The organism is Pengzhenrongella frigida, from assembly GCF_004168625.1.
GTDB lineage: Bacteria > Actinomycetota > Actinomycetes > Actinomycetales > Cellulomonadaceae > Pengzhenrongella > Pengzhenrongella frigida.
Genome location: NZ_SDWW01000014.1, coordinates 63297 through 88511, shown reverse-complemented (window position 1 = coordinate 88511; position 25215 = coordinate 63297). Strand labels below are relative to the sequence as shown.

Annotated in this window: 23 protein-coding genes; 8 read left to right on the top strand and 15 right to left on the bottom strand. The window is 72.5% G+C overall.

Annotation, left to right across the window (positions count from 1 at the left end):
• Positions 1-207: 207 nt before the first annotated feature.
• The 6 genes from EUA98_RS07815 to EUA98_RS07795 all read right to left on the bottom strand — a co-directional run bounded on the left by EUA98_RS07815 (position 208) and on the right by EUA98_RS07795 (position 6884).
• On the bottom strand, positions 208-1839 hold the full coding sequence (locus tag EUA98_RS07815; protein ID WP_165372750.1) for a TIGR02679 family protein: 1632 nt from the start codon (positions 1837-1839) through the stop codon (positions 208-210).
• A gap of 34 nt (positions 1840-1873) precedes the next feature.
• A complete protein-coding gene (locus tag EUA98_RS19705; protein ID WP_165372749.1) occupies positions 1874-2110 on the bottom strand; it encodes a hypothetical protein in 237 nt (78 codons plus the stop codon).
• Positions 2111-2168: 58 nt separating this feature from the next.
• Positions 2169-2780 carry a class I SAM-dependent methyltransferase gene (locus EUA98_RS07810; protein WP_130102107.1) on the bottom strand — a complete coding sequence of 204 codons (612 nt, stop codon included), beginning with the start codon at positions 2778-2780 and terminating at the stop codon, positions 2169-2171.
• Positions 2781-2795: 15 nt separating this feature from the next.
• The gene (locus EUA98_RS07805; RefSeq protein ID WP_242511336.1) at positions 2796-4640 is read right to left on the bottom strand and encodes an AAA family ATPase; all 1845 of its coding nucleotides are present in this window, start codon (positions 4638-4640) and stop codon (positions 2796-2798) included.
• 194 nt (positions 4641-4834) lie between these two features.
• Entirely contained in the window at positions 4835-6277 is a 1443-nt protein-coding gene (locus EUA98_RS07800) for a flotillin family protein (RefSeq protein WP_207219007.1), read from the bottom strand.
• A gap of 103 nt (positions 6278-6380) precedes the next feature.
• Positions 6381-6884 carry an NfeD C-terminal domain-containing protein gene (locus EUA98_RS07795; RefSeq protein WP_130102105.1) on the bottom strand — a complete coding sequence of 168 codons (504 nt, stop codon included), beginning with the start codon at positions 6882-6884 and terminating at the stop codon, positions 6381-6383.
• Positions 6885-7234: 350 nt separating this feature from the next.
• Here EUA98_RS07795 and EUA98_RS07790 point away from each other — a divergent pair, with 350 nt between their 5' ends.
• Complete coding sequence (locus EUA98_RS07790; RefSeq protein WP_130102104.1) at positions 7235-7891, top strand: hypothetical protein; 657 nt, start codon at positions 7235-7237, stop codon at positions 7889-7891.
• A 229-nt stretch (positions 7892-8120) separates the two neighbouring features.
• Here EUA98_RS07790 and EUA98_RS07785 read toward each other — a convergent pair whose 3' ends face one another.
• Entirely contained in the window at positions 8121-8867 is a 747-nt protein-coding gene (locus tag EUA98_RS07785) for a uracil-DNA glycosylase (RefSeq protein ID WP_130102103.1), read from the bottom strand.
• On the bottom strand, positions 8864-9484 hold the full coding sequence (locus tag EUA98_RS07780; protein ID WP_130102102.1) for an L-threonylcarbamoyladenylate synthase: 621 nt from the start codon (positions 9482-9484) through the stop codon (positions 8864-8866). The genes EUA98_RS07785 and EUA98_RS07780 overlap by 4 nt, the downstream gene beginning before the upstream one ends.
• 84 nt (positions 9485-9568) lie before the next feature.
• Here EUA98_RS07780 and EUA98_RS07775 point away from each other — a divergent pair, with 84 nt between their 5' ends.
• Genes EUA98_RS07775 through EUA98_RS07765 form a run of 3 tightly spaced genes read left to right on the top strand, consistent with a single transcriptional unit; the run spans position 9569 to position 11822 of the window.
• Complete coding sequence (locus tag EUA98_RS07775) at positions 9569-10597, top strand: aldo/keto reductase (RefSeq protein WP_130102101.1); 1029 nt, start codon at positions 9569-9571, stop codon at positions 10595-10597.
• Between the two features lie 9 nt (positions 10598-10606).
• On the top strand, positions 10607-10906 hold the full coding sequence (locus tag EUA98_RS20525; protein WP_130102100.1) for a type II toxin-antitoxin system Phd/YefM family antitoxin: 300 nt from the start codon (positions 10607-10609) through the stop codon (positions 10904-10906).
• A complete protein-coding gene (locus tag EUA98_RS07765; RefSeq protein ID WP_130102099.1) occupies positions 10899-11822 on the top strand; it encodes a S1C family serine protease in 924 nt (307 codons plus the stop codon). The genes EUA98_RS20525 and EUA98_RS07765 overlap by 8 nt, the downstream gene beginning before the upstream one ends.
• Before the next feature lie 6 nt (positions 11823-11828).
• On the opposite strand, the gene EUA98_RS07760 is transcribed toward EUA98_RS07765, so the two are convergent.
• The 7 genes from EUA98_RS07760 to EUA98_RS07730 form a co-directional block, all read right to left on the bottom strand.
• Complete coding sequence (locus EUA98_RS07760; RefSeq protein WP_130102098.1) at positions 11829-12659, bottom strand: aldo/keto reductase; 831 nt, start codon at positions 12657-12659, stop codon at positions 11829-11831.
• 65 nt (positions 12660-12724) lie between these two features.
• Positions 12725-14824, bottom strand: a complete 2100-nt coding sequence (locus EUA98_RS07755) for an elongation factor G (protein ID WP_130102097.1) — start codon at positions 14822-14824, stop codon at positions 12725-12727.
• Between the two features lie 67 nt (positions 14825-14891).
• Positions 14892-15548, bottom strand: a complete 657-nt coding sequence (locus EUA98_RS07750) for a hypothetical protein (protein WP_130102096.1) — start codon at positions 15546-15548, stop codon at positions 14892-14894.
• A 156-nt stretch (positions 15549-15704) separates the two neighbouring features.
• Complete coding sequence (locus tag EUA98_RS07745) at positions 15705-17372, bottom strand: S8 family serine peptidase (protein ID WP_207219006.1); 1668 nt, start codon at positions 17370-17372, stop codon at positions 15705-15707.
• 215 nt (positions 17373-17587) lie between these two features.
• Complete coding sequence (locus EUA98_RS07740) at positions 17588-18232, bottom strand: nucleoside/nucleotide kinase family protein (RefSeq protein WP_130102094.1); 645 nt, start codon at positions 18230-18232, stop codon at positions 17588-17590.
• A complete protein-coding gene (locus EUA98_RS07735; RefSeq protein ID WP_130102093.1) occupies positions 18229-19221 on the bottom strand; it encodes a PfkB family carbohydrate kinase in 993 nt (330 codons plus the stop codon). The genes EUA98_RS07740 and EUA98_RS07735 overlap by 4 nt, the downstream gene beginning before the upstream one ends.
• A gap of 136 nt (positions 19222-19357) precedes the next feature.
• On the bottom strand, positions 19358-20284 hold the full coding sequence (locus tag EUA98_RS07730; protein WP_242511335.1) for an FKBP-type peptidyl-prolyl cis-trans isomerase: 927 nt from the start codon (positions 20282-20284) through the stop codon (positions 19358-19360).
• Positions 20285-20467: 183 nt separating this feature from the next.
• Between EUA98_RS07730 and EUA98_RS07725 the strand changes: the two genes are divergently transcribed.
• The 4 genes from EUA98_RS07725 (at position 20468) to EUA98_RS07710 (ending at position 25164) form a co-directional block, all read left to right on the top strand.
• Positions 20468-21847: an amino acid permease gene (locus tag EUA98_RS07725; protein WP_255424289.1), complete on the top strand. Its 1380-nt coding sequence runs from the start codon at positions 20468-20470 to the stop codon at positions 21845-21847.
• A 57-nt stretch (positions 21848-21904) separates the two neighbouring features.
• Positions 21905-22759, top strand: coding sequence for an SDR family oxidoreductase (locus EUA98_RS07720; RefSeq protein WP_130102091.1), 855 nt, complete (start codon positions 21905-21907; stop codon positions 22757-22759).
• 113 nt (positions 22760-22872) lie between these two features.
• Positions 22873-24030, top strand: coding sequence for a Gfo/Idh/MocA family protein (locus EUA98_RS07715; RefSeq protein ID WP_130102090.1), 1158 nt, complete (start codon positions 22873-22875; stop codon positions 24028-24030).
• 36 nt (positions 24031-24066) lie between these two features.
• A complete protein-coding gene (locus EUA98_RS07710) occupies positions 24067-25164 on the top strand; it encodes a VIT1/CCC1 transporter family protein (RefSeq protein WP_130102089.1) in 1098 nt (365 codons plus the stop codon).
• The last annotated feature ends 51 nt before the right edge of the window (positions 25165-25215 follow it).

Here is a 25215-nt window from a genome sequence, read left to right as displayed (position 1 = left end):
CGCCACGGCAACGTCATCACCCGCTGACCGCGAGACCACCGACCGCGAGACCGCGAGACCGCGAGACCGCGAGACCGCGAGACCGCGAGACCGCGAGACCGCGAGACCGGCGACCGCGAGACCACCGACCGCGGGACCACCGACCGGAGCGGTCGAGCTACTCGGATGGGACCTGTATGGGGCCCGCCGAGCCCAGCACGATGCGGGTCATGGCGCTGCGGGTCGAGTCTCACCGTCGACGCCGTCGCGAACTTCACCGTCGATCTCGTCGCGAAGCTCACCGGCAACGTCGTCGGGGTCTGGCCGTGCGGGCTCGGGCGGCAGGGCAGGCGCGGGTGAGACAGGTTCGAGCCGAACGGGGTCGAGCAGGTCGGTCACGAGCCAGTCGACGACTTCGCTCTCCTCGATCACCTCGCCGCACCGCTCCATCGCCTCGGCGAGCGCCGGGTCCCACGGAGACGTCACAGACTCTCCCCGCCGCCCGAGATGCCGACGGTCGACGGTCGCCTCGGACAGCTCGCCCGCGGCGAGGGCCGCCACAGCCTGGGCGTAGTCCATCGTCCCGAACCGCCACGGTGCCCACGGGATGCGCTCGGCGAGCGCCACGCCGATCTGCAGGCCCTCCCAGTCGAAGTCGCCGTGGAACCGGACCTCCGCGCCGGCCCAGGAGAGCCGCTCGAGCAGCTCGAGAGCGGCGGCCCCTGGCGGCCCGTCGGTGCACACCAAGATCGGGGTCGCTCGGTCCCCGGACAGGGTCGACGCCGCGAGGTCGGCGCGCCGGGTGGCTTCCGCCGCGACCGCCTCCATCACGATCGCGCTCGTGCAGACGTGGACGACGCCGTCGGACGGCACCACGCCGACGCCCCCGGAGCGGATCTGGTCGAGGGTGAGCGCGACCGGCACCCCGGCGGTGCACCACCCGGTGAGGGCGGCGGCCGTGGCGCTCGCCGCGAGGAGCCCGCGCCTCCGTGCGAACGGATCCCCCTGGACCCCGAGGCACAGCACCGTCGCCGACGCGATCGAGGGGAGCAGGCCAGCGCTCGCCCAGATCCCTCGTGATGCCGGGAGCTCCTCCGCCACCGCGGCATCGGGCTGGGCCGCCGCGAGGCCGTGGGCGCGTGCCTCGGGCTGCGCTGCCGCGTGGCCGTGGGCGGGGGAGCCGAGCTCGAGGGCGTGCACGGCTGCGAGCACGAGACCGCTCAGCGGGCGGGTGCGGTCGAGGGCGTGCGCGTCACCGGTGATGCGTCGAGCGAACACCGCGAGCGGTTCGCCGGTGGTCGGCAGGGCGCACAGGCAGGCCGCCGCGTCCGCCGCGAGACGTCGTGCAGCGACGGGATCGTCCAGGCCGGCGCGTCGGAGGTGTCCCGACGCGCACCACGCTCCCCACCACGTCTCCAGCACGGGGTCTACGAGCAGTGCGGGCGTGAAGGCGGCGGCGGCGTGCACCCAGGCGGCATCCACGACGGCGCGCTCGCGGGGCCAGGTCGCGACCGGACCGGTGAGCACGAGGACGGCATCGGCCAACCCCCGTGGCCAGATCCCCTGGACGAGCAGGTCGTCGAGCGTGCCGAGGTTGACGTGCAGGGTGCTGCTCGAGCGGCTCAGGCGGCTCGGGGGCCCGACGAGCCGCACCGCGCCGTCGCGCTCGTCTGGTGTCGGCTTGCGCAGCTGGACCGTGCCGGACAGCCGGCCGGTGTGGCCGGTCGCGATCTTGCCGCGCACCCGCTGGACCAGCCATGCGACGTCGGCCCCGCCGAGAAGTCGGCGCAGGGCGGTGACGTCCGCGCCCGGTGGTGCCGTGGCGGAACTGACGACGGGCTGTACCGCGCTCGGGGTCACGGCGACCAGCCTTCCATGCCGCGACGCTTCGGAGTCAGCGGGCGGTGATGCCAGCCTCGACGCCGATCTCGACACCCGCTGCCGTGCCGGGTTCGGCGGCGTCGCGGGTGGCCTGCTCCATCGCCTGGCGGATCGCCGTGAGCCGCTCCTCGCGCAGCCACGCCTCGAGCAGGAGTTCGACGAAGACGCCCGCAGTGAGCCCGCGACGCTCCGCCGCGGTCTCGATGCGGTCCCGCACGGCCGAGTCGACCGCAATCGTTGTGATAGCCATGAGATGAGTATCCCGGGCGGATCACGGCGGTCACTAGGGACTAAGGACCGGCCGCGAGTCAGGCCGACGCCGGGGCCGTGACCGCGACGACAAAATCGGACGTGGACGTGAACGGCCGCAGGTCCCAGGTCGAGAACGCCGCCTCGAGCCGCAGACCCGCACGGTCGAGATCGGCGAAGAAGTCCTCGAACGCATACCCGCGACCGGCGCCGAACCCCAGCACGACTCGACCGTCGGCGCGCACGTGCGCGGCCAGCCGGCTCAGCACCTCGACCTCAGTTCCCGGGGCAAGGAAGGTCATGACGTTCCCGGCCGCGACGGCGACGTCGAACGGCTCGAGCACCCCCCGGGCGGGCAGGTCGAGCTCGGCCAGGTCGCCGAGCAGCCACTCGGATCGGGGGTGGTCCGCCCGGGCCGCCTCGATCAGCACCGGATCCACATCCACGCCGGTCACGAGGTGGCCACGCGCGGCGAGCTCGGCACCCACGCGGCCCGGACCGCAGCCGGCGTCGAGCACCCGCGAGCCGCGCGGGATCAGGGCGTCGATCATCCGCGCCTCGCCAGCCAGGTCCGCGCCATCGGCCACCATGCGCCGGAACCGTTCGACGTACCAGGTCGAGTGGTTCGGGTCGGCGGTCGTCTTGTCTTCCCAGCGGGTGGCGTGGCGCATGCCCAGCAGTCTGCGCTACCGGGTGGCGGGAGCGGCCGCGCGGGCGGACTCGAGGACCTCGGTGATCTGGACCCCGACGAGCTCGTGCCGCTCCAGCAGTGCGTCCCGCAGCGCCTCGACGAGGTGGCGGTTCTGCGTGAGCAGGACGCGCGCGGAGTCTCGGGCGGAATCGAGAACCGCCTCGAGCTGAGCGCGAGCGGCGGGGTCCCCGAGGACGGACGAGATGAGATCACGACCGTTCGCCTGGAACGACACGAGCGACCCGGTCATCCCCGCCGCGCCGACCATCTGGGCGGCGGTCTGGGTGGCAGCGGCGAGGTCGCTCGCCGGGCCGGTCGAGGTCTGGCCGAAGAACAGCTCCTCGGCGACGAGCCCACCCATCGCGATCTGGACCAGGGCCTGCAGGTCTTCGGTGGACCGCGTGTAGACCTCCTCGGTGTCGCCGTGCGCGAGCAGCCCGAGGGCTGACCCGCGTTTGACGATGGTGAGCACCTCCAGGGTCCGGTTCGGCGCGACGAGCCACGCGACGACGGCGTGGCCCGCCTCGTGGGTGGCGATCAGGCTCTGCTCGGCGCTCGTGTACCGGACCGGCTGGCCGATGCCGACCATCTCGGTGATCCGGGCCGTCTCGATGTCGTCGAACGACATCGCCCCGGCGCCGCGGCGCACGGCGTTGACGAGGCCCTCGTCGAGCAGGTGCTCGATCATCACGGGTGTCCACCCGTTCGTCGCCGCCGCCAGCCGGTCGCGCAGGCCGTGGCCGTCGAGCGCGGGATCGTGCGACCGCCTCGCGAGGAAGTGGTCGACCAGCGCCCGCCGGCCGTGCACGTCGGGGGCGGCGAACGTCAGCAGCCGGTCGAAGCGGCCCGGGCGCAGCAGGGCGGGGTCGAGGGAGTCCGCCCGGTTGGTGGCGGCGATCAGCAGGATCGGGGCGCGGACCGGTCTGATCTGCTTGATCTGCCGGTCGGCCGGGAGCAGGAGGTTGATCCGCGCAGTGAAGGCGTTCCGCAGGCGCTCGAGGCCGGTGGGCTCGTCGAACGACTGCATCTGGACCAGCAGCTCGTTCACCACACCACCGGTGCCCTCGCTGACCACGGCGTGCCGGATGGCACCCGACCCGGCACCCCACGCGGCACCCCACGCGGCACCCCACCCGGCACCCCACCCGGCGCCAGAGACGCCGTCGGCCGCGAGCAGCCCACCGCGGCGGGTCGCGATGGCGTCGATCTCCTCGATGAACCCGATCGCCCCGCCCTCGGCCCGCGCTGCCTTGCGCAGGGCCGCGAAGTACGCGCGGATCTTCTTCGCCGTCGCGCCGTAGTACATGGACTGGAAGGACGTGGCCGAGACGAACAGGAACGGCACGCCGGCCTCGGCCGCCATCGCCTTGGCGGTCATGGTCTTGCCGGTGCCAGGGAGGCCCTCGAAGAGCAGGCCGCGCCGCGGGGTGCCACCCATCTGGTCGGCGAACCGGCGATGGGTCTGGAACAGGTCGATCGACCGCCGCACGTCCTCCTTGATCGGGTCGATGCCGATCACGTCGTCGAGCGTGACGTCCATCTGCTCGGGCCGGAAGATCAGGTGCGGAGACCGGCCGGCCATGACCTGCGTGCCCACGAGCAGGGCGATCAGGGCGATGAAGAACGCGACGGGCGCGACGATCAGCGGGTCGATCGCCGGCAGCGGGGGCATCGGCGCCCGGCCCAGCAACGGCATCGCGATGAGGTACGCCTCGAAGGTGAGCACCACCGCGGCGAGCCGGTAGACCCGGCGTCGTCGAATGCGCTCACGATCGACAGCGATGTCGTGCACCGAGCCGGGCTGGGGGATGGCGGTCGACGTCGGTCCGAAGTGCGGCACGGTTGGTCCTCTCCGCGCACGTGCACCAGCGTCAAATGGACGCATCGCGAGAGTTCGCGATACAGGACTGTAGACACAATTCGGACAAGTCGGACCAGTTCAACGGGTCATCCGTCCGGGTGCAGAACGCACGACGGCCCGGCATCTCGCTGGATGCCGGGCCGTGCGGGCGGTGTGCCGGGTCGAGCGTGGGGTCAGTTGAACGTCGGTGTCGGCGCCGGTGCCACGATCGGCGCGGCCGCCGGGTGAGCTGCTGCGGAGACGCCGTCGGCCAGGCCGGCGAGGCCGCCGTTCCCGGCGACGAGCCCCTGGATGATCTTCGGGACGTCGAGCCCGGTGAGTGCGGACAGCTGCGCGAAGTTGGACACGGCTGCCTTCGGGAGCGCGGACGCGCCATCGGTCGAGATCACCGTGAGCGAGTCGATCGCCGCCATCGGCGCCGCCAGCTCGTGGGCGACCTGCGGGAGGGTCCCCATGACCAGCGACAGGATGGCCGCGGTGGAGTACTTGCCGTACGCCTCCGCGCTGGAGTCGAGGGCCGACGCGTCGGCCGCACCCATCGCCTCGCGGGCCGACGCCGCGGCCTCACCCTCGAGCCGCACGGCCTGCGCCTCCGCGGTACGACGGGCGAGCTCACCCTCACCGCGCAGGCGTGCCTCGGCGGACGCCGCCTCGGCGGCGAGGATCGCGGTGGTCTTGTTCGCCTCGGCGATCTTCTCCAGGCGGTAGCGCTCGGCATCGGCCGGACGGCGAACGGTGGTGTCCAGCTGGCGCTCGGTCAGCGCGGCCTGGCGCTCGGCGACCTTCTCCTGGGCGGTCAGGACGTCCTGCTGGCGCGCGGCGGCCTCGAGCGGGCCCGCGGCGTTCGCGGCGGACTTCGCCTTGTCGGTGATGGCCTGGATCTCGGCGGCCCGCACGTCGACGATCTGCTGGGCGTTCTGGATCTCGTTCTCGGCGGCCAGGCGGCGCTGCTCGGAGATCTGGCGGGCCTCGGCCTCGGCGATCATGGCGCGCTGGCGGACGGCGGCCGCCTCGGGCCGGGCCATGTCGGCGATGTACGTGCCGGTGCCGGTGTCGGCGACCTCCGCGATCTGGAACGTGTCCAGGGCCAGACCCTGGCTCGCGAGCGTCTGGGTGACGGCGTCGGCGACCTGCTGGGCGAACTTCTGCCGGTCGCCGATGATGTCCTCGACCGTCATGTTGCCGATGATCGCGCGCAGCGCGCCCTCGAGCTGGTCCTTCGTGTACGGGTCGATCTGGTCCTGCTGGTTGCCGAACCGCTGCGCGGCGGCGCGGATGGACTCCGCGGAGCTCGCGACCTTCACGACGGCGACCGCGGTCACGTTGAGCTTGATCCCCTGGATCGACGGTGCCCCGGCCACGGTGAGCGAGATCCGGCGGCTGGACAGGTCGATCACGGTCAGCTGCTGCACGAACGGCAGGGTGAACACGCCGCCGGCGGTCACGACCCGCTGGCCCGACAGGTCCTCGACGTTCTTCGAGCTGCGGCCGGTGATGACGAACGCCTCGCTCGGTTTGGCGACGCGGTACCGCTTGATGATCGCTGCGATGAGCACGACGAGAACGACGGCCATGCCGACGATGCTCAGCGCCACGGGAGAGAGGTTGGAGAACACGAGGTGGGTAGCTCCTTGGTGTCGTACAGCGGTGGGGTGCGGAGAAGGCGAGGTGCGGTGCGGAGAAGGTGCGGAGCAGTGCGGTGCGGTCGGATCGGTGCGGTCAGGGCGCGACGGTGACGGCGACCATGACGGTCGCCTCGTTCAGGACGGCGGTCACGACGACCTGCTCACCGACGTCGACCGAAACTCTCGACCGGGCGGCGAGCTTCAGGGGGTGGCCGGACACCGTCATCGTGACCTCGCCGTAGCCCTCGTCCGGGATCGCGGTGACCACGGTCGCGACGGCGCCCACGTAGTCCGCGGACGTGATCTGGTGCCCGGTCGGGGAACGCACGAGGGCGCGCGTGAGCAGGCCCGCGCCGGTGCCCACCACGAGACCGCAGCCCAGACCGATCCCCGCCGCGACGAAGACCGAGAGCCCGGCGTACATCGAGACCCATCCGGCGAACCCGATCGTGCCGGTGAACGCCAGCAGGGATGCGCTGGACAGGTATCCACCGGTGAAATCGATCGAGTCGAGCACGCCGTCGAGCAGATCCCCGACGAATGCACTGACCACCAGCAGCACCAGGCTGATGGCGGCGATCCAGGCGAAGACAACCATGTTCGGGTCTTTTCTTTTCGGGTGCAGACGGCGTGACCAAAGAAGCGTCCCACGCCTGCCGTCAACGGCGCAGAACATCCGGCCGGATTGACTGACTTGTAGAGAAAGTGGTGAAATTCACATCCAGGTCGTCGGACCCCGCTCTGCACGCGTGAACTGGGCTCGGACTGCAACGATCGACACCTTCGAAATTGTCGCCGCGGCACGGAGAATACCCGGGACGGTGTTCTGCGCCAGGTTTGGCCGGAATTCCTCGACTAGACTGAAAAATGGGCCAATGGTCGGTCCTCCCCATATCAAGATCGAGGGCAAAGCCTGTGAAGTCCAGCCGAATTCTGCCCGTCGCAGTAATGGTCATCGCCGCATCAATCGCGCTCAGCGGGTGCGGAGCATCCAAGGACGACGACGCGGCATCGACCGCGCCGGCGTCGTCCGCCGCACCGGAGGAGAGCGAGTCGCCCGAGGAGAGCGAGTCGCCCGAGGAGACCGCCGCGCCGCCCGCCGCCGCTGGCGACGTGGCCGCACCCGGGTCGAAGGTGGGCCTCGGAGAGTCGCAGACCTACCCGTTCGTCACGGGCGGCGCCGGCACGGAGAAGGCCGTCATCAGCGTCAAGATGGTCTCCGCCGACGCCGCCAGCGCCGAGCAGACCGCCTTCCTCGTCGCGCAGATCCCGCAGCTCAAGGGGTACAAGGTCACCCTGCTCCGGCTCGAGCAGACCAAGGTCTCCGGCGACACGATCGCATTCGACTCCGACTACACGTCGTTCGACCCGGTCGACACCGAGGGGGCCAAGGGTCAGCTGGTCTCCGTCATCGGCTGGGACGACTGCACGACGAACTCCTTCTCCACGGAGTTCGACACCGCCGGCGCTGTCCTGGCCCAGTGCGTGGTCGGGGCATCGGTCGAGGGCGGGAACGAGATCGCCGGCGTCATGTGGGACGGCGGCTGGGCCGAGCCGAACCCGTACGACGAGTACGACGGCAAGCCGCTGCTCTTCATGAAGTAGGGAACCGCCGAGTCCAGCGGTCCTCCGCGACCGCGTAGGCTCTGAGGTCGGCTCGTGGTCCGCTTCCTGCCGGGTGTCTTCTCAACACCCATCACAGGGGGCGGGCCACGAGTCTTTTTCGTCGGGCCTTCGCGCCGCTTCCTGCCCGAAGGCGCGCGTTCGTGCCGGAAGGCGCCGCCGAGCCGCGGAAGGCGCGTGCGATCGGGCGCCTGCGATCAGGCGCCCGCGATCAGGTGCTCGCGAGCGCGCGCGCCCGGTCGAGCACCGCGTCCAGCATCGCCTCGGTGAGGCGGCCCGTGAACGTGTTGTGCGGGCTGACGTGGAAGCACCCCAGCAGCGTGAGGCCGCGTCCGTCCGGACCGTCGAGCCGTACCTCGGTGCCGTGACCGAACGCCGGCCGGGGTCGCGGCACGTGCCACCCCTGCTCGGCGAGCGTCACCAGCATCGCCCGCCAGCCGAACCCGCCGAGCACGACGACGACGTCGGGCGCCACGAGCTCGAGCTCGCGGCCGAGCCAGGGTCCACAGGTGCGCCGTTCGGCGGGTGTCGGCGCATTCTCGGGCGGTGCGCAGCGGACGGGTGCCGTGAGGCGCAGGCCGGTGAGGATCATCCCGTCGCCGGCCCGGACCGACGTCGGCTGCGAGGCGAAGCCCGTCCGGTGCAGGGCCGCGAAGAGGAAGTCACCGCTGCGGTCGCCGGTGAACATCCGGCCGGTGCGGTTCGCCCCGTGCGCGGCGGGGGCCAGTCCGACCACGAGCACCCCGGCGTGCGGATCCCCGAACCCGGGCGCGGGCCGGGCCCAGTAGGTCTCGTCCCGGAAGGCCGCGCGCTTCACCTCGGCGACGTGCTCCCGCCACGCGACCAGCCGTGGGCAGGCGCGGCAGTCGACGACGAGCCGGTCGAGCTCGTCGATGGTGCGGGCCGAGCGCGCGAGCGTCGGGTAGGCGGGCGCCGGGAGCTCAGCGCCGTCGGTCATGCGAATCTCGAGGGGTCCCCCGCGCCGATCCGCACCACCTCGGGCGCGCCCTCCGACCAGTCCACGACGGTCGACGGCTCGGACCCGGTGTCCCCGGCGTCGACCACGGCATCGATGACATGGTCGAGCTCGTCCTTGACGAGCCAGCCCTGGGTCATCGGCGCGTCCTCGCCCGGCAGGATCAGCGTGCTCGACAGCAGCGGTTCCCCGAGCTCGCGCAAGAGTGCGCGGACGACCGCGTGGTCCGGGATCCGGACCCCGACGGTCTTCTTCTTGGGGTGCGCGAGCCGGCGCGGGACGTCCTTGGTCGCGGGCAGGATGAACGTGTACGGGCCCGGCGTCGACGCCTTGATCGCCCGGAACTCCGCGTTGTCCAGCTGCACGAGCTGGCCGAGCTGGGCGAAGTCGGCGCACACGAGCGTGAAGTGGTGCTTGTCGTCGAGGTGCCGGATCGTGCGGATGCGATCCGCGCCGGTGTGGCTGTCCATGAGGCAGCCGAGCGCGTAGCCCGAGTCGGTCGGGTAGGCGATCAGGGCGTCGTCTCGCAGCATCGCGACGATCTGCGCGATGGACCGCGGCTGAGGGTCGTGCGGGTGGACGTCGAAGTACTTCGCCATGTCCTAAGAGTAGGCGTCGGAAAAGACCGTGCGGAGTGCCGATATCGGCCCAGAACGCCCTCGAAGAGGGGCAGTCTGACTCCCATGAGCTCCTCGCGACTGGTCACCCGCACCCTCGGAAACGACGCGAACGGCACCGCCTTGCGGGTCTCGGCCGTCGGGCTCGGGTGCATGGGGATGTCGGACTTCTACGGGCACACCTCCCCGGTCGGCACCCAGGCCGAGGTGGATGCCCTCGCGACGATCCGCCGGGCCCTCGATCTCGGCGTCACGCTGCTCGACACCGCCGACATCTACGGCCCGTTCACGAACGAGCGCCTCGTCGGCACGGCGATCGCACGACGCCGGGACGAGGTCGTCATCGCGACGAAGTTCGGCATCGACCGCACCCCCGCCGACGGCGCCCGCCGCGGCGTGAACGGCCGTCGCGAGTACGTCCACCAGGCGTGCGACGCCAGCCTGCGCCGGCTCGGCGTCGAGCACATCGACCTGTACTACCAGCACCGCGTGGACCCGGACGTCCCGATCGAGGAGACGGTCGGCGCCATGGGCGAGCTGGTCGCCGCGGGCAAGGTGCGCCGGCTCGGCCTGTCCGAGGCGAGCGCCGCCACGATCCGGCGCGCGCACGCCGTGCATCCGATCACCGCGCTCCAGACCGAGTACTCGCTGTTCACGCGCGACGTCGAGCTCGAGGTCCTGCCCGTCCTCCGCGAGCTCGGCATCGGTCTGGTGCCCTATGCGCCGCTCGGGCGCGGCCTCCTGACCGGCACGCTGCTGTCGACGAGCGACCTCGCGGCGGACGACTTCCGCCGGTCCAACCCGCGGTTCCAGCCCGAGGCCCTCGCGGCGAACCTCCAGCTCGTGGCGCGGGTCCGCGCGCTCGCGGAGGCGAAGGGCATCACCCCCGGACAGCTCGCGCTCGCGTGGGTGCTGGCCCAGGGCGACGACGTCGTCCCGATCCCCGGGACCAGGCGCGTGCCGTTCCTCGAGGAGAACGTCGCGGCGGTGGGGGTGCACCTGACCCCGGCGGACCTGGCCGCGCTGGCTGCGGCGGTCCCGCCCCACGCCGTCGTCGGCGACCGGTACGTCGACATGAGTGCGGTCAACCGCTGAGGAGTCACGATGGACGTCGAACCACTTCGCACGATGGGCCTCGCTGAGGCGAAGGCTCACCTGAGCGCACTGATCGCCGCCGTGGAGGGGGGCGAGAGCATCTGCCTCACGCGGCGTGGAAAGCCGGTCGCCACGGTGTCGCGGGTCTGGTCGCCCGGCGCGCCTGGGTGCTCACGGGAGGTGCCCCTCGACCGGTGGCGTGCCCGACCGGTGACGTGCGTCGTCCGCCGACGGCGAACGGCGGGCGGGCATGACCGCCGCCCGGTCGCGGTTCTTATGCCTATGGATGGTTCTTTTCCCGATGGATGAGGCTCTCGACGCGTACTCGCGGATCGTGACCACGGTTGCCGCTGCGCTGCAGCCCTGCGTGCTGTCGGTGCTCGTGCGCAGCGGTCGTGGCAGCGGAGCCGGTTCCGCGGTCGTCATCGCCGGTGACGGGCTCCTCGTGACGAGCGCGCACGTCGTCGAGGGGGTGAGCGGCGGCGGGGTCGTCGCGCCCGACGGAGAGGAGGCCCCGTTCGACGTCGTCGGGTCCGACCGGCTCTCGGACCTCGCGGTGCTGCGTGCCCGTGTCGGCCTGGCGCCGGCGGCGGAGCTCGGTGACGCCGACGGCCTTCGGGTCGGTCAGCTCGTGGTCGCGGTCGGGAACCCGCTCGGCCTGGCAGGATCGGTCACCGCCGGTGTGGTCAGTGCCCTCGGGCGCTCCCTCCCGGTCCGGACGGCGCGCGGAGCGCACGCCATCGACGACGTGATCCAGACGGATGCGGCGCTCAACCCCGGCAACAGCGGCGGAGCGCTCGGGGACGCAGCCTCCCGGGTCGTCGGGATCAACACCGCCGTCGCGGGGATCGGGCTCGGGTTGGCCGTGCCCATCAACCCCACGACCCGGCGCATCCTGGCCGACCTCACCGCGGACGGCCGGGTCCGCCGGGCGTGGCTCGGTGTCGGCGGGGTTCCCGTGGCCGTCCCGCCCGCGCTCGCGGACCGGCTCGGTCGGCGCACCGGGCTCCTCGTCTCGGAGGTGGTGCCCCACAGCCCGGCTGCGGCTGCCGGGCTGTACCTCGGCGACGTCGTGATCGCCTCGGGCGACACCCCGGTGAGCACGGCCCAGGACCTGCAGCGCCTCATGCTCGGCACCACGGTCGGCCGCCGCTTCCCCGTCACGGTCTTCCGGCGGGGTGCCCTGGTCGATGTCGTCGTCGAGCTCGCCGAGCTGAGGGTCTGACAGCCGTCAGCGGTTGAACGTCGCCGGGTCGGGGCCGGTCCGACCAGCGCTCTCCAGGGCGTCGATCTCCGCGAGATCGGCGGCCGTGAGATCGAAGTCGACGATGCTGAGGTTCTCGGCGATCCGGCTCGGCGTGACCGACTTCGGGATGATGATCCGGCCCTGCTGCAGGTGCCAGCGCAGCACGACCTGCGCGGGCGTGCGCCCGGTGCGGGCGGCGATCGCAGCGATGACCGGATCGGCGAGAACGCCCCCCTGGGCGAGCGGGCTCCACGCCTCGGTCCGGATGCCGTGCGCATCGTTGAACTCGATGATCGAGCGCTGCTGGAGTGCGGGGTGCACCTCGATCTGGTTCACGGCCGGGATGGTTCCGCCGAGGTCGAGGATGCGCTGCAGGTGCTCCGGGAGGAAGTTCGAGACGCCGATCGCGCGGACGCGGCCGTCGGCGTAGAGCCGCTCGAACGCGCGCCACGTCTCCAGGTAGAGGTCCCGCGCGGGGGACGGCCAGTGGATGAGGTAGAGGTCGACGTAGTCGAGACCGAGCTTCGCCAGGCTCGCGTCGTACGCGGCCAGGGTCGAGTCGTACCCCTGCGCGCTGTTCCACAGCTTGGTCGTCACGAACAGCTCGTCCCGGGAGATCCCGGACTCCGCCAGGGCGCGGCCGGTGCCGACCTCGTTGCCGTAGACGGCCGCCGTGTCGATGCTCCGGTAGCCGGCGGCGAGCGCGGCGGCGACGGCAGCGGTCGTCGCGTCGTCGGGCACCTGGAAGACGCCGAAGCCGATCTGCGGGATCTCCCGGCCGTTGTTGAGGGTCAGGACGGGGACGGTGCCGGGCATGGTTCTCCTGCGGTCGGGTGCGGTGGGTCGCGCCGAGTCTCTCAGGGCCGCGGAGCAGGTGCGAGCTAGTGGTTCTGGATCTCGGGCTGGCCGTTCGCGCCGACCCGGGTGACCTTGGCGACGAGCTGGTCGGGCAGCACGTCGTAGTGGTCGTGCTCCGCCTCGAACACGCCGCGGCCTCCGGTCAGGGACCGCAGCTCGAGCACGTACCGCGACAGCTCCGCCTCGGGGACCATCGCCAGGATGACCTGGCGCCCGTCGTCGAGCACGGTCGTGCTGCTGATCCGGCCCCGCCGCGTGGACAGGTCACCCAGCACGTCCCCCTGGAGCTCGGCCGGCACGGTGACCGTGAGGCGCGAGACCGGCTCGAGCACGACGGTCCCCGCGGTCTTGAGCGCCTCGCGCAGGCCGTGCGCCGCGGCGTTGCGGAACGCCATGTCGGACGAGTCGACGGAGTGGTACTTGCCGTCGTAGCACTCGACCCGCACGTCGACGACCGGGAAGCCGTGCAGCCCGCCGGCCGCCATCGCCTCGGTGACCCCGCGTTCGACGGCCGGGATGTAGTTGCGCGGGATCGATCCGCCGACGATCCGGTCCACGAACTCGCTGCCCTGGCCGCGTGCGGCGGGGCTGATCCGCAGCTGCGCGACGGCGTACTGCCCGTGGCCACCGGACTGCTTCTTGACCTTGCCCTCGACGTCCGCACCCTTCGCGATCGTCTCCCGGAACGGGATGCGGATCGGCTCGGTCTCGACGTTGACGCCGAACTTGCGGGCGAGCCGCTCGAGCGCGACCGCGACGTGCGTGTCACCGACCCCGCGCAGCACGGTCTGCGCGTACTGCCCCGACCGTTCGACGACGAGCGACGGGTCCTCGCCGCACAGGCGCTGCAGCGCCCCGGACAGCTTGTCGTCGTCGGCCTGGGTGAGCGGTTTCAGGGCGAGCCCGTACGGGGTCGGGCGCGGCGCCGGGCCGACGACGTGGACGGGGGTGGTCCGCAGCGCGAGCGCCGATCCCGTCGGGCTGCTGGCGAGCTTGGCGACGGCGGCGATGTCGCCGGCGACGACGCGGTCGGCGGGCAGGTGGTCCTTGCCGCGCAGGTGGAACAGCCCGTGCAGGCGCTCCTCCATCTGGGTGGAGGTGTTCACCAGCCGGTTCTCGTTGGCGACCGTCCCGGAGAGCACCTTGAACAGCGAGACCTGCCCGACGAACGGGTCGACGACCGTGCGGAAGACGTAGACGAGCGGGTCGGCGTCCGGGTCGGCGGCCACGGAGATCCGCTCCTCGCCCAGGACCACCGTCGTCGGGCGGTCCGCCGGTGAGGGACCGATCTCGCACAGGAAGTCGGCGAGCCGGTCGATGCCGATGCCGCTGACCGTGGAGCCGACCAGGACGGGGAAGACGACCTCGTCGAGGACCTCGCGGGCCAGGGTGCGCTCGAGCTCGGCGACGCTCGGGGTGTCGCCGGCCAGGTAGCGCTCGAGCTGGTCGTCGTCGCCGGAGACGATCTCCTCGGCGAGCTCGTCGTGCAGGCGCCGCTCCTCGGCCTCGACCGCGGTCGGGATCGCCTCGACGTGCCGCGCCCCGTCGGCGTCGTAGGCCAGACCCTGGTCGGAGAGCACGTCGGCGACCCCGCGGAACGCGTCCTCCTCGCCGAGCGGCAGCTCGAGCGGCGCGAACCCGGACCCGAACGCTGCCCGCAGCTCGTCGAGCACGCGGTGGAAGTCGGCGCGGGCCTTGTCCTCCTTGGTGATGAACACCATGCGCGGGATCCCGGCCGCGACGCACTGCGCCCAGACCTGCTCGGTGCCCACCTGGACGCCGTCGACCGCGCTGACGACGAGCACCGCGAGGTCCGCGACCGACAGCGCCGCATCGACGCCGCCGGCGAAGTCGGCATATCCCGGGGTGTCGAGGAGGTTGACCTTGTACGACTCGCCGTCCGAGGCCGTCCACCGGAACGGCGCCACCGCGAGCGAGAGCGAGATGCCGTGCTTGATCTCCTCGGCCTCGAAGTCGCTCACGGTCGTGCCGTCCTCGACGCGACCTGCGCGGGTGATCTCCCCGGCCCGGAGCAGGAGCGCCTCGGCAAGCGTCGTCTTGCCGCTGCTGCTATGGCCCACGAGGGCCACGTTCCGGATCCTGGGCGTCGTTGCCGTGTCCATCGGGGTCTCCCTCGTTGCCAAGTGGGCCTATCGCCATGCTAGTGACGAGGGCAAGGAGTTGAGGCGCTTACGGCACCATCCGGCGCAGCAGATGCCGCATCGCGAGACCCGTCGTGATCGCCATCGTCGCCGCCATCACCAGCCCGCCGAGCGCGCCGATCGCCGCGACCAGGACCGGCCCCTGCCCGGGCTGCCACAGCGGCGTCGAGACGAGGACGAACGCGGTGAGCCCGACCGCCCAGGCGGCCGCGGAGGCGAGCACCCAGAGACCCGCGGAGGCCAGGTGCCGGCGCAGCTCGAGCCACTGGGCCACCCCGATCGAGCACAGCAGCAGCCCGCCGACGACGATGCCGACGACGACGACGGCGGCGACCGGCCAGCTCGACCACGTGCCGTACGTCGTGCTGGGCAGCATGCCGAACAGGTACGCGATCGAGGCCCCGACCGCCGTGCCGACGATCCACCGGCGCCTGGACAGCGCGGGGAGCGGGCCGCGGAGCACCCGCGCCTGCGACCAGCCGAGCACAGCCCCCTCGACCACGCCGGCGGCCATGAGGGCAGGCAGGGCGATCGCGGGCCGGGCGTCCCACACCAGCGGGCCGACGAGCGCCGGAGCGCAGAACCCGAGAAGCTCGCCCGCGGTCACGGACGCCGTCCAGGGCCGCAGGAAGTCCTCCGTCGTGCGGGTGCCGACGGACGCGTGGGTCCGCGCCGAGGCTCGCATCGCTCCGCCCTCCCTCCACGCCGGCGTGGCGATCGCCTGCTTCGCGACCACCGACTCCAGCAGACCGCGCCCACGGGTCGCCCGCGAGGGGCCTTCGGCCCAGCACGAGAAGGGGCCGGACGTCGACGACGTCCGGCCCCTTCTCGTCAGCGGGGGTCAGTGCACAGCGCGCAGCGCGTTGACGATGCCGTCCCCGTAGATGGAGTTGCGCTTGGCCGTCCCGACGCACGGGGCGTCGAACTCGGGACCGCGGCCCTCCGCGGCGTAGGTGATCACGGGCGCCGGGCAAGCGACGTCCGTGGCCGACTTGCGCAGGGCCTTGTCGACCTTGGCCGGGTCCATCGTGAGCCCGGGACGACGGCGGTCGCGCTTGCCGTCCTCGCTGACGATGAGCGCCGCGACGCCGGCTGCGTGCGGCGCGGCCATCGAGGTGCCCTGGATCAGCTGGTAGTAGGCGCAGCTGTCGATGCCGCTCGCCGAGCACTCGGCGATGACGAAGTCCGACATCGACTCCCCGGTCGTCTCGTCGACCTCCCCGTTGGCCACCGCCACGCTCTTCGGGTACGGCCCGAGGATCAGGTTCTCGGGAACCCGGTTCTGCGGCGTGCCGATGAAGTCACGGAAGAAGCCGCCGGGTGCGGCGACATCGTTCTGCTCGAGCCCGTAGTTGGAGAAGTCCGACTTCTTGCCGCTCGGGCCGACCGAGGAGACGGAGATGACCCCGTTGCCCTCGGTGGGCAGGTCGAGGCAGTCGTTCGTGACCTCACGGTCCTTCTCCGTTCCCGGCGGGAAGTCCGGGCTGGAGCCGTCGCTCTTCAGGGCCGCACCGAGGTCGGTGTTCTCGTTGCCGAGCGCGGCGACGAGCGTGACACCGTGGTTGCGCGCGTAGTCGAGGGCACGCTGGGTCGCGTCGATGATGGTGGCCTGCTCGGTCTGCTCCGCAGGGGAGTCGGCCGGGTTGCTGCGGCAGTTGTAGAGCCACGGGTCGATGTAGAAGCTCATGTTCACGACGTCGACGCCGTTGTCGCCGGCGTACGTGAGGGCGTCCACGGTGGCCGCCAGGAAGAAGTAGCCCGAGTCCTGGCCGGCTCGCAGGTTCACGAGCGTGACCTTCGGGGCCACCCCGGCCATGCCGATCCCGTTGATCGGCGCGGCGATCGTCCCGGCGACGTGCGTGCCGTGGCCGTCCTCGTCGACGTCGGCCGCGTCCTCGCAGGACTGGTCCGGCTCGTCGGCGCACAGGCCGTCGATGAGCTCGATGTCCGTGGTGAAGTTGCGGCTCAGGGCGCTGTCGAAGTTCGGCGCGATGTCGGGGTGGCTGCCGTCGATCCCGGTGTCGATGATCCCGACGAGGACGTCCTTGCGGCCGGGCTGCTCGCGGTACGAGCCCCGGGGCGTCGCGCCGATCATCGCCATGTCCCACTGGTACGCGGCGAGCGGCTCCGCGGCGATCCCGCCGGGCCGCGGGCCACGGCGGGCCGTCGCGTCGGCGGCGGCACCCGAGGTGTCCCGCCCCTCCTGCTCGACGGCGTCCCGCTGCTGGGTGGCTTCGTCGGGCACCGAGCCGATCGGCTTGTCCCGGGCGACGCCGGCGACGTCGGCCTTCGCGGAGACCTCCGCGGCGAACGCTGTGTCGGTCGAGGAAGCGGTGATGAGGCCGATGGCCCTGTTGACCCGCTCGACCTGACCGCCGGCGGCCTCGACCGCGGCGATCGCGCTGTCGACCGAGGCGGCATCGTCGGCGAGCACGACGAAGGTGGGGGAGTCCACCGAGGCGGACGCCCCGGCCTGCATGCTGACGACTGAGAAGGCCAGGGTGGCCACGCCGAGGAGTGCCACAGATTTCCGGGCTGTATTCACGGTTCTCCACTTCTGCGATGGAGCGGGCGCCTGCGAATGCCGGACGAATCCGGTCAAACGCATCGTTGACCTGAGTCAGTGTGTCCTATCTCACGGGCAAACGGGTGAATTGCCGCGTTGTTGCTCCTGATCCGGGGTCGTCCGAGCGCAACGGCACGCCGCAGGAACGACGCGCGCGATCAGATCAGCCGGACCACCAGGTCGGCATGCCGCGCTGTCGTGGCGATGAGCTCGGCGTTGCGCTCGTCGCTTCCCAGGGCCCAGTGCCGCGCCTGCTCCGGGGACTTGCCGAAGGCCTCGTGCCGGCGCACGAGCCGGTCCCGGCGCACCGCGTCGCCCGGGGCGAGGAACCACACCGCGTCGAGCAGGTCGCGCGCCTGCGGCCAGGCGCCGGAGTCGAGCAGGAGGTAGTTGCCCTCCGTGATCACGAGCGGGATGTGCGGCGGCACCGCGATCGCCGACCCGATCGGCTCCTCGAGCTCCCGGCGGAACTCCGGGGCATAGACGGTCTCGGTCGGATCGGCGGCCCGCAGCCGGCGCAGGATCGCGGCGTACCCGGCGTCGTCGAACGTGTCGTGGGCACCCTTGCGCGCGCCGCGGCCGAGCCGATCGAGCACCGTCCCGGCGAGGTGGAAGCCGTCCATCGCGACCAGCATCGAGGCTCCCGGACCGAGCCGGGCGACCAGCTGGGCGGCGACCGTCGACTTGCCGGCGCCGGGCGCACCCGTCAGGCCGAGCAGGTGCCGTGTGCCGGGGACCACGAGCGTGCGGGCACGCTCGGCCAGCTCGTCGAGCGTGCACTCGACGACGTCGGGTGCCGTCACCGGGCCCCCGTCGCCGACCTCGTGGCCGACGACGTACCGGGAGCCGTCCCGGGAAGCGACCCCGCCGCCGTCGGCCACGAGGCGAGGGCCGCCAACCAGTCCCGCGGCCCCGGGATCGTGCACCGCAGGGCGGCGACGCGGGCGGCGGAGTCGAGCGCTCGGCGCATGCCCGCGCCGTCGTGATCGAGCGGGCGCTGGACCACGAACCAGGCGAAGGCGCCATGGAACGCGTCCCCGGCGCCGAGCGTGTCGACCGCGGTCACGCGCGGCACCGGGACGGTGCCGGAGACCGCGCGGCCCGACGACGCCGGCCGCCACCACTGCACCGGGTCGGCCCCGTGCGTGGTGGCCACGCACCCGGCTCCGCGCTCGAGCAGCGCGACGGCGCTCGCGTCGGAGTCGGTGGTGCCGGGGGCGCGGAAGTCGGCCGAGCAGACCGCGACGTCGACGAGGTCGAGCAGGTGCGCCATCACCGGTCGCCACCGGCCCGCATCGAGCACGACGACGGCGCGCTCGGCCGCCGGGTCCGCCGGCCGGGCTGCCCGCGCCGCGGCGGCCGCGAGGTGCGGGTGGTGTCCGTCGAGCAGCACGACCTGGGCGCCCGCGAGATGCCGGGCCAGATCGGCCGGGGCTGCGACGTCGTGCGCGGCGCCGTCCCTCGACGTGACGGAGCGGTCGCCCGTGGAGTCGGTGACCGCCACGGCGGAGACCGCGGGTGGGGTCGTGGCGGTGGGGGTCACGTCGATCACCTCGACCCCCCGGGCCTCGAGCTCGGCGCGGATCAGGCGCGCCACCGGATCGGTGCCGAGCGCTGTCACGAGCCGCGCATGCCCGCCCAGCGCCGCGAACACGACCGCGGCGTTGGCGGCCGGGCCGCCGGCGGCGACGTCCTGTCGCAGCGCCGTGACCTTCTCGTTCGTGCCGGGCAGACGCTCGACACGGTGCACCACGTCGAGCGTGGCCAGGCCGACGAACACCCCGAGGTCCACGTTGTCCCCTCCCGCAGGTCAGACGCCGAGAGCGACGTCCCAGCCCCATTGTGCGTCGTGCAGGGGGCGGAACGTCGCTCTCGGTGAACGGGATGTGTCCCGTTCGAGGTCGCGCGGGGCGATCAGGTGGCGCGGATCAGCTCGCGTCGAGGATGTCGACGACGAAGACCAGGGTCGAGCTCGCCGGGATCGCGCCCGTGGCGGTCTCGCCGTAGCCGAGCGCCGGCGGGACGACCAGCAGCACCTGGCTGCCGACGGTCTGCCCGACGAGGCCCTGGTCCCAGCCCGGGATGACCGCGCCGGTGCCGATCGTGGTGGTGAAGGGTGCCCCGTTCTCCCACGAGGAGTCGAACGGCGTGCCGTCCCACAGCACGCCGGAGTACTGGAAGGTCACGGTCTGGCCCGTCGTGACCGCGGCGCCCGTGCCCTTGATCAGCGGCTGGACGACCAGCTCGGTCGGCGCGTCGCCCGTGGCGGGGGTGATGGTCGGGGCGCCGTCGTCGCCGAGCTCGACCACGGGCAGGCCGTCCGCAGGAGTCACGGCCTCGCCCTCGGCGCGGGTCGGGATGGTCTTGGCCTCGGTGACCTCGATGGCCAGGAGGGCGGTGTCCTCGGTGCCCGGGCTGGCGAGCAGGACGCGCGTGCCGACCTGCTGGCCCGCGAGGGCGTCGTTGAGCGCAGGGATGAGGGACGGGTCGCCCATCGTGATGTGGTCCGGCTCCGCGCCGTAGGTGGTGCTCTGGGTCGTGCCGTCCGCGCCGGAGACCGCGATGTAGTTCATGGACAGGATCTGCCCGTCGGTGAGGTCCTCGCCCGTACCGGCGGTGACCACCCGGGCGACCGCGGCGGACACGGTGAACGGCTGCTCGAACGTGACGGTCGGCTCGGCGCCGGCCTCACCTTCGACCTTCACCGCCTCGAGGGCCGCGATGTCCTCGGCGGTCGGCTCGGGAGCGGCGTCCGCGGCGGAGTCGGCGCTGGGGGTGGCCGACGGCGTCGCATCGTCGCCGGAGCCGCCCGAGCATCCGGCGAGCAGGAGGAGCGCGGCCACGGAGGCGGCCACCGTGGTACGGGTAAGTCGGCGCAAGATCGGGCCCTTCATCGTTGTTGCTGCCCATCGGCGGTCGGTGCACGGCAATCGGTACGCGCGCACGGCGACGGACGGCGAGCAGTTTACGGGCACAGTCTGGGAGTGCGCTGGGAGGTCGTCAATCGGGCGGGCGCCGCGGGTAGGTACCCTCGCCGCGTGTCAGGCAACGAAACCGAGCATCTCGGTACAGGGCTCAAGGTGCGTCATCTCACGATGATGGGCCTCGGATCGGCGATCGGCGCGGGGCTGTTCCTCGGCACGGGGACCGGGATCCGCACGGCCGGACCGGCGATCCTGCTGTCCTACGCGATCGCCGGGGTGCTGGTCGTCCTCGTCATGCGGATGCTCGCCGAGATGGCAGCGGCGTTGCCCTCGAGCGGCTCGTTCTCGACGTACGCCGAGGAGGGCATCGGCCGCTGGGCCGGGTTCACCCTCGGGTGGGTCTACTGGTTCACGCTGATCATGGTGCTCGGGGTCGAGCTCACCGGGGCGTCGTCGATCGTGCACAGCTGGATCCCCGCCGTGCCGCAGTGGACGGTCGCTCTCACGCTGATCGCCTTCTTCGCGGCCGTGAACCTCGTCGGGGTCCGCAACTTCGGGGAGTTCGAGTTCTGGTTCGCGGCCCTCAAGGTCGCCGTGATCGTCGTGTTCCTGGTGGTCGGCACCGCCCTGGTCTTCGGGCTGCTGCCGGGCACCGAGCCGGTCGGGTTCACGAACCTGCTCGGTGAGGGCGGCTTCGCCCCCAACGGCGTCGGCCAGGTCGCCGCGGGCCTGCTCGTGGTCGTCTTCGCCTTCGGCGGCATCGAGATCGTCACGATCGCGGCGGCCGAGTCGGACGACCCCCAGCGCAGCATCGCGGCCGCGGCTCGCAGCGTCGTGTGGCGGATCATGCTGTTCTACGTCGGCTCCGTGGCGATCATGGTGCTGGTGCTGCCGTGGAACTCGCCGGCGCTCCTCGCGGGTCCGTTCGTCGCGGTCCTCGAGCTGGCGAACATCCCGGGCCTGGCGCTGATGATGGAGATCGTCGTCGTCGTGGCGCTCATGTCCGCGTTCAACGCGAACATCTACGGCACGTCGCGGATGGCGTTCTCGCTCGCCCAGCGGGGCGACGGACCGCCGTCGCTGACGCACGTCTCCCGGCAGGACGTGCCGGTGACCGCCGTGCTCGTCTCGGTCGTGTTCGCGCTGGTCAGCGTGCTGCTCAACTGGCTGCTGCCGGACCAGCTGCTCGGCCTCCTGCTGAACGCGGTGGGCTCGTCCCTCGTCGTGATCTGGATCGTGATCGCGATCTCTCAGCTGCGCCTGCGTCGCCGGCTCGAGGCGGAGGGCCTGCTGACGGTCCGGGTGTGGGGCTTCCCGTACCTCAGCTGGCTCACGCTGGCCCTGCTGGTCGGACTGGTCGGCCTCATGCTCACCGACGACGCCGCTCGAGCTCAGGTCTTCGCGACCGCGGTGCTCGTGGGGATCGTGGTCGCGATCTACGTCACCCGCGAGCGGGTTCGGGCGCGACGCGGTCGGCTGGCCCCTCACCGGTAACGATTTCGGCGCGCGATTGTTGACCCGTTCAACTACTCAACAATCGAGAGGACCCTCATGTCTGTCGTCGTCACCGGTGCCACGGGCCATCTCGGTCGCCTCGTCGTCGAGGCTCTGCTCGCCGGCGGGCTGCCGCCGGACGAGATCGTCGCGGCCGGGCGTCGCGTCGACACGCTGGCCGACCTCGCCGCGCGTGGCGTCCGGGTCGCCGCGATCGACTACGCGGCGCCGGACACGCTCGTCGCGGCCTTCACCGGGGCCGACGTCGTCCTCCTCGTCTCGGGCAGCGAGGTCGGCCAGCGGCTGGTCCAGCACACCAACGTGATCGACGCGGCCGTGACGGCGCGCGTCCACCGGATCGTGTACACGAGCGCTCCCCAGGCGGACACGACCGCCCTCATCCTGGCGCCCGAGCACAGGGCGACCGAGGTGCTGATCCGGGCGTCCGGCCTCGCGTTCACGATCCTGCGCAACGGTTGGTACACCGAGAACTACCTCGGCAACGTCGAGCACGCCCGGTCCACCGGGGAGCTGGTCGCCAGCGTCGGGGCGGGCCGCGTCGCGAGTGCGACCCGGGCGGACTACGCCGCCGCGGCCGCCCGCGTCCTGACCGAGAAGGGGCACGAGAGCCGCGTCTACGAGCTCTCCGGCGACACCGCGTGGGGCTTCGACGAGCTGGCTGAGGTCCTCGGCCAGATCGTCGGCCGGACGGTGGCCTACCGCTCGCTGGCCCCCGAGGAGCACCTGGCCGCCCTCGCCGAGGCGGGAATCGACCCGGGCACGGCGGGGTTCATCGTCGCGCTCGACGGGGACACGCGGGCGGGGCTGCTCGCCGAGACGTCGGGCGACCTGGGCCGGCTGCTCGGGCGGCCGACGACGACGCTCGCCGAGGGGCTCCGCGCGGCCGTCTGAGAACCGGCCGTCTGAGGGAGGCTGCGACGTGCCGGGGCGAGGTCCGGTCCGGGGCTAGGGTCGAGAGGCCCCGGACCGGCGTGGCCCCGGGGCAGACCCGAGGAGTCCCCGCCATGACGCACAGCCTCGACCCGGGCACGGCGAACGGCATCGCCCAGGCGCGGTTCGCGATCGTCGGCAGCGGCTGGCGGGCGGAGTTCTTCGCGCGGCTGGCGCGTCTGATGCCGGAACGGTTCGCGGTGACTGCCGTCGTGAGTCGCGGCGAGGAGCGCCGGGCCGACGTCGCCCGTGCGTGGGGCGTGCCGACCGCTCCCACGATCGCGGCCGCGTTCGAGCTCGAGCTCCCCGACTTCGTCGTGGTCGCCGTTCCGTGGGCGGTGTCGCCCGGCGTCATCCGCGAGCTCGTCGCCTGGGACGTGCCGGTCCTCGCCGAGACCCCGCCGGCGCCCGACCTCGCCGGCCTGCGCGCCCTGTGGGCCGACGTCGGCCAGTCCGGCCTGGTCCAGGTCGCCGAGCACAGCCCGTTCATGCCCGCCCACGCGGCGCGCCTCGCTGCCCTGCGCCTCGGGCTCGTCGGCGAGGTGACGTCGGTGCAGATCTCCTCGACGCACCAGTACCACGCGGTCGCGGTGATCCGGGCGATGCTGGGCGTGGGCGTGGGCGTGGGCGGCGATGCAGGCGCCGGCTCGAGTGGGGTCGGCTTTGGTGTGGTCGACGTGAGCGCGCGGACGTTCACCGCGCCGCTCGTGGACCCGATCACGCGCGCCGGGTGGACCAGCGACGACACGGCGCGCGACGCGACGACGACGATCGCGACCCTCGACTTCGGCGACGGGCGCAGCGGGCTGTACGACTTCACCGACAACCAGTGGCACAACCCGCTGCGGACCAACCGGATCGTGGTGCGCGGGAGCCGAGGTGAGCTCGTCGACGACCGGATCGTCCGGCTCACCGGCGACCGGACCGTGGTGGAGTCCCACCTGGTGCGCCGGCAGGCCGGGATCGAGCAGAACCTCGACGGCTTCGACCTCGACCACCTGAGCGTCGACGGTCAGGTCCTGTACCGCAACGTCTTCCAAGGGGCGCGCCTGGCCGACGACGACCTGGCCGTCGCGGCCCTGCTCGCCGGCACCGCCGCGTGGGTCGCGGGCGGGCCGGCGCCGTACCCGCTCGCCCAGGGCTGCCAGGACCACCTGCTCGGGCTCGCGATCGGCACCGCCGCCCGCACCGGGGTGAGCGTGCGCACGCACGTCGAGGCCTGGGCCCACTGAGCGCCCGCGGGTCGGCGGCGGGGACCTTGAGGGAAGATGTCGCCTATGCCAGCCTCGCCCGGACCCGCCGCGCACGCGCGCACCCCCACCCCGAGCGACCTCAAGCGCTGGCGGCAGTACCTCGCCGACGAGCGGGCCGAGGCGGCCGTCTACCGCGACCTGGCCGCGCGCCGCACGGGTGAGGAGCGCGCGATCCTGCTCGCCCTGGCTGCGGCCGAGGGACGGCACGAGGCGCACTGGCTCGGCCTCCTCGGTGACGACGTCGGCCGGGTGCCGCGCGGTGACTTCCGCACCCGCACGCTCGGGTTCCTGGCCCGGCGGTTCGGTTCGGTCTTCGTGCTCGCCCTGGCGCAACGGGCGGAGGCGAGGTCCCAGTACGCGACGAACCTGGACGCCACGGCGGCGATGGCCGCCGACGAGCAGATCCACGAGGAGGTCGTGCGCGGTCTGGCCACCCGCGGCCGCAACCGGATGTCCGGGACCTTCCGGGCCGCGGTCTTCGGGGCGAACGACGGGCTCGTGAGCAACCTGGCCCTGATCCTCGGGATCGGCGCGAGCGGCGTCGGGCCCGCGACCGTGCTGCTCACCGGCTTCGCCGGCCTGCTCGCGGGAGCGTTGTCGATGGCGGCCGGGGAGTACGTGTCGGTCCGCTCCCAGCGCGAGCTGCTCGAGGCCTCGTCGTCGAACCTGTACGCGCAGGGCGCCGTCCCCTACCTGGACGTCGACGCCAACGAGCTGGCGCTGGTGTACCGGGCCCGCGGGATGGCGGAGGACGACGCCGTCGAGCATGCCCGAGGCGTGCTCGCGGGGGTGGTGGAGCCGCCGTCGTCGTCCCCGCCCGACGAGCACGAGGCGATCGGCACCGGAGCGGGCGCGGCCGCCTCGAGCTTCTGCTTCTTCGCCTCGGGTGCGCTCATCCCCGTGCTGCCCTACCTGTTCGGGCTCGAGGGGCTGGCCGCCGTGCTGCTCGCGTCCGCGCTCGTCGGGCTGGCGCTCCTGCTGACGGGGGCGACGGTCGGGATCCTCTCGGGCGGGCCGCCGGTCCGGCGCGCGCTGCGCCAGCTCGCGATCGGCTACGGCGCCGCGGCGGTGACGTATCTGCTCGGGTTGGCGTTCGGGGCCACGGTCGGCTGACCTCGCCGGGACCCACGCCGTAGGCTCGACCGCAACGACACGGACGCACCA

Coding starts and splice junctions, on each gene's coding strand:
- EUA98_RS07810 (WP_130102107.1), bottom strand. CDS start 2,780: ATGCGCCACGCCACCCGCTGGGAAGACAAGACGACCGCCGACCCGAAC.
- EUA98_RS07715 (WP_130102090.1), top strand. CDS start 22,873: ATGACGCACAGCCTCGACCCGGGCACGGCGAACGGCATCGCCCAGGCG.
- EUA98_RS19705 (WP_165372749.1), bottom strand. CDS start 2,110: ATGGCTATCACAACGATTGCGGTCGACTCGGCCGTGCGGGACCGCATC.
- EUA98_RS07780 (WP_130102102.1), bottom strand. CDS start 9,484: ATGGCGAAGTACTTCGACGTCCACCCGCACGACCCTCAGCCGCGGTCC.
- EUA98_RS20525 (WP_130102100.1), top strand. CDS start 10,607: ATGGACGTCGAACCACTTCGCACGATGGGCCTCGCTGAGGCGAAGGCT.
- EUA98_RS07750 (WP_130102096.1), bottom strand. CDS start 15,548: ATGCGAGCCTCGGCGCGGACCCACGCGTCCGTCGGCACCCGCACGACG.
- EUA98_RS07710 (WP_130102089.1), top strand. CDS start 24,067: ATGTCGCCTATGCCAGCCTCGCCCGGACCCGCCGCGCACGCGCGCACC.
- EUA98_RS07765 (WP_130102099.1), top strand. CDS start 10,899: ATGGATGAGGCTCTCGACGCGTACTCGCGGATCGTGACCACGGTTGCC.
- EUA98_RS07775 (WP_130102101.1), top strand. CDS start 9,569: ATGAGCTCCTCGCGACTGGTCACCCGCACCCTCGGAAACGACGCGAAC.
- EUA98_RS07755 (WP_130102097.1), bottom strand. CDS start 14,824: ATGGACACGGCAACGACGCCCAGGATCCGGAACGTGGCCCTCGTGGGC.
- EUA98_RS07790 (WP_130102104.1), top strand. CDS start 7,235: ATGGTCATCGCCGCATCAATCGCGCTCAGCGGGTGCGGAGCATCCAAG.
- EUA98_RS07760 (WP_130102098.1), bottom strand. CDS start 12,659: ATGCCCGGCACCGTCCCCGTCCTGACCCTCAACAACGGCCGGGAGATC.
- EUA98_RS07785 (WP_130102103.1), bottom strand. CDS start 8,867: ATGACCGACGGCGCTGAGCTCCCGGCGCCCGCCTACCCGACGCTCGCG.
- EUA98_RS07720 (WP_130102091.1), top strand. CDS start 21,905: ATGTCTGTCGTCGTCACCGGTGCCACGGGCCATCTCGGTCGCCTCGTC.
- EUA98_RS07795 (WP_130102105.1), bottom strand. CDS start 6,884: ATGGTTGTCTTCGCCTGGATCGCCGCCATCAGCCTGGTGCTGCTGGTG.